This window comes from Massilia sp. CT11-108 (assembly GCF_047302915.1).
Lineage (GTDB): Bacteria > Pseudomonadota > Gammaproteobacteria > Burkholderiales > Burkholderiaceae_D > Telluria > Telluria orientalis.
Genome location: NZ_JBKYMO010000622.1, coordinates 1 through 2,805 on the forward strand (window position 1 = coordinate 1; position 2,805 = coordinate 2,805).

Below are 2,805 nucleotides of genomic sequence, written 5' to 3' on the forward strand. Positions count from 1 at the left end.
GGCCCCTCCATGCGCGGTCCAGCAGGCGGCGCCACTGCGCCAGCGGGAATGCACGCAGGTCGGGCACGCCGGGCGTGAACGGCAGCGCGACACTGGCCGTGCCGTTCACGGTCCGCAGGTCCTGCGCGCCGGCGCGATGCCGGCGACCACGGTGCCGCGCCGGTCCGGGATGACGAAGCCTTCGCACGCCAGCTGCTCGTACGCGTACAGCACCGTGTTGCGGGCGATGCCCAGCTCCTGCGCCAGCGCGCGCGTCGCAAGCAGGCGCGTGCCGGCGGCCAGCGTGCCGTCGCGGATCGCGGCGCGCAGGCATTCGTGCAGCAGGCGCTGGCGCGGCCAGGCGTGATGCGCGTGGTCGCGGCCGAAGGCGTCCAGCAGCAGCGAATAATCCATCGTGGCTCCATGAAATAGCGCGCCCCTGGATCTGTTGCTGGGGCCAACTTGACCATTATAGTGCGGCTTCCATTCACCACATCGAGGCCATGAATACCGCTCCCTCCACCCGCACCCAGGTCAAGCGCATCGCGCGCAACGCATCCTACGACCCCGCCCTGCTGCACGCCATCGTCGATGCCGCCTACGTCTGCCACATCGCCTTCGCCGACGCGCACGGCACGCACTGCATCCCCACCGCCTGCTGGCGCAGCGGCGATTACCTGTACATCCACGGGTCGAACGGCAGCCGCATGCTGCAGCGCCTGACGGAGCAGGACTGCTGCGTGACGATCACGCACGTGGACGGCCTCGTGCTCGCGCGCTCCGCCTTCAATCACTCGATGAATTACCGCAGCGCGATGGTCTACGGTCGCTTCGAGGTCGTCGGCGAACCCGCCAAGCGCGACGCGCTGGCCGACTTCATGGAGCACCTGGCGCCGGGCCGGCAGGCAGGGATCCGTCCGGGGAACGACAAGGAATTCGCGGCGACGACCGTGATGCGCATTGCACTGGACGAAGCCGCGTGCAAGGTGCGTACGGGTCCGCCGAACGACGACGAGGAGGACATGCACATCGCCGCGTGGGCCGGCGTGCTGCCGCTCGCACAGGCGCGCGGAACGCCGGTGCCGGACGCGCATTGCGCGGCCGCGGCGCCGGCCTACGTAAAGGACTGGGCTACTTCTTGACGATGCGTTCGAGCGTCTGCTCGACGTAGTCGCGGTCGTTGTCGGTGAAGCGCAGCTTGACCGGATACCACTCGTGGCCGGGCGCCAGCCAGATGTCGAGCGACTGGTCCCTGGAACCCGGCGGCGGGGCGCGCATCACGTGCACGGCATCCACTTCGCCCAGCGACGCGCCGGCCTGCACCTTCTCGCGGCCCACGACGCGGAACGTCCACGGGTCCGCATCGCGCGGGCCGATGACGAAGAACTGCCATTCCGACCCCGGCTTGAACTTGTCCTTCGCGGCGCGCGCCACCGCCACCAGTTGCCACGAGACGGACACGCGGTCCTGCTCGCCACCCTTGATCGGATACGTCTTGTCGCCGTCGCTGAAGGTGATGGTCTTGCCGTCGCGGTCGAAGGTGGCCGTCGTCGGGTCCTTGCGGAAGCGCTTGTCGTAGTACTCCGTCGGTGCGAGGCCCCAGTTGTCGACGATGCCCGTGCTGCGGTTTTCCGTCAGCTTGCCCAGCAGCGCCACGCGCGACTCGGCGTTGACGGAATATTTACTGTCGTTGGCGCGCCAGGTGAGCGTCGCATCGCCGCTCAGGTTGAAGCCGCGCTGGCGCGCGCCGATGGAATAGGTCAGGTCGGCCGACGGCGGCAGGTCGAACGGGCGCTTGATGGCCGGATGTTCTTCCGCCGCGACCGCCTGGCCGCCCAGCACGGTCATCAATACTGCCCCTGCGCCTGCCGTCTTCAAAACATTTTTCATATATCAGCTTCCTGCTTGTTGAATCACGATTTTGCTCGCGGTCTGGGTCGTTACGGCCCCACTCGCCTCGACGTTGCGGATCTGTACCGGATACCAGCCATAGGCCGGCGCCAGCCAGAGTTCCAGGCGCGAATTGTACGAGCCGGGTTTCGGTGGACGCACGAAGTGCCACGTGGCGATGCGGCCCAGCGGCGTGTCGAGCTGTTCCTGTCCGGCCACCGTGAAGGTGAAAACGCTTGCGTCGCGGTCTTCGCCGACAAGGATGTCGATATTTCCCGACAATTGTTTCGAATCACCGCGCGCGATGGCCGCCAACTGCAGCGGCACGCTGGCTTTATCCTGCGCGCCCGGCACGAGCGGATACTTCGCGCCGGATGCCGAAAACGTCAGCGTGCCCTCCTGGCGATTGAAATGCGTCGCCGTCATGGCGCGTCCGCGCCGCTTCTCCGTCATCAAGGTGGGGACGAATCCTTCGTCTCCAACCGTGCCCTCGCTCGTGAGGGTGAGCAGGTTCACGTGCGCGAACACGACGCGGATGCCGGCCTCGATCTTCACGCGGTAGCTGGACGGCGTCACCCGCCAGGACAGCAGCGCGTCGCCGCTCCACTTCGTGCCGTTCGCGTCCGTGCGCGCGACGTCGAGCGTGATGTCGGCCGAAGGCGGCATGTCGACCTTGTAACGGCGCGCTTCGGGCGCGGCCGGCTGGGGCTTCGGTGCCGCTTCCTGCTGGACCTGCGCCTGGGGTGCCGCGTCCTGTGTCGTGGATTGTACGGGGTCCGCACCGGCGGCGGCGCCACCCTGCCCCGTTTGCTGTCCCGCCGCATCGGGCGCCGCGAGACCGTCCGATTCCGGCGTCAACGCCCCATCGGAACGAGCGGGCGGCGGCGCGGCGGGCACCACGGGCTCCGGATCGATCTCGGGCAACGGCGGCGGCTC

The 2,805-nt window shown here is 68.1% G+C and carries 4 protein-coding genes; 1 reads left to right on the plus strand and 3 read right to left on the minus strand.

The annotated features are described in order from the left end of the window. Positions 1–105: 105 nt before the first annotated feature. Positions 106–393: a GntR family transcriptional regulator gene (locus ACEN88_RS28485; protein ID WP_413345085.1), complete on the minus strand. Its 288-nt coding sequence runs from the start codon at positions 391–393 to the stop codon at positions 106–108. An 89-nt stretch (positions 394–482) separates the two neighbouring features. Between ACEN88_RS28485 and ACEN88_RS28490 the strand changes: the two genes are divergently transcribed. Further along, positions 483–1,121: a pyridoxamine 5'-phosphate oxidase family protein gene (locus ACEN88_RS28490; protein WP_413345087.1), complete on the plus strand. Its 639-nt coding sequence runs from the start codon at positions 483–485 to the stop codon at positions 1,119–1,121. Here ACEN88_RS28490 and ACEN88_RS28495 read toward each other — a convergent pair. Together ACEN88_RS28495 and ACEN88_RS28500 are read right to left on the minus strand one after the other, a co-directional pair. Next, on the minus strand, positions 1,111–1,869 hold the full coding sequence (locus tag ACEN88_RS28495; protein ID WP_413345089.1) for a DUF3108 domain-containing protein: 759 nt from the start codon (positions 1,867–1,869) through the stop codon (positions 1,111–1,113). The genes ACEN88_RS28490 and ACEN88_RS28495 overlap by 11 nt on opposite strands. A gap of 3 nt (positions 1,870–1,872) precedes the next feature. Further along, positions 1,873–2,805, minus strand: a 933-nt coding sequence (locus tag ACEN88_RS28500; protein ID WP_413345091.1) for a DUF3108 domain-containing protein, incomplete at its 5' end; no start/stop codon positions are given.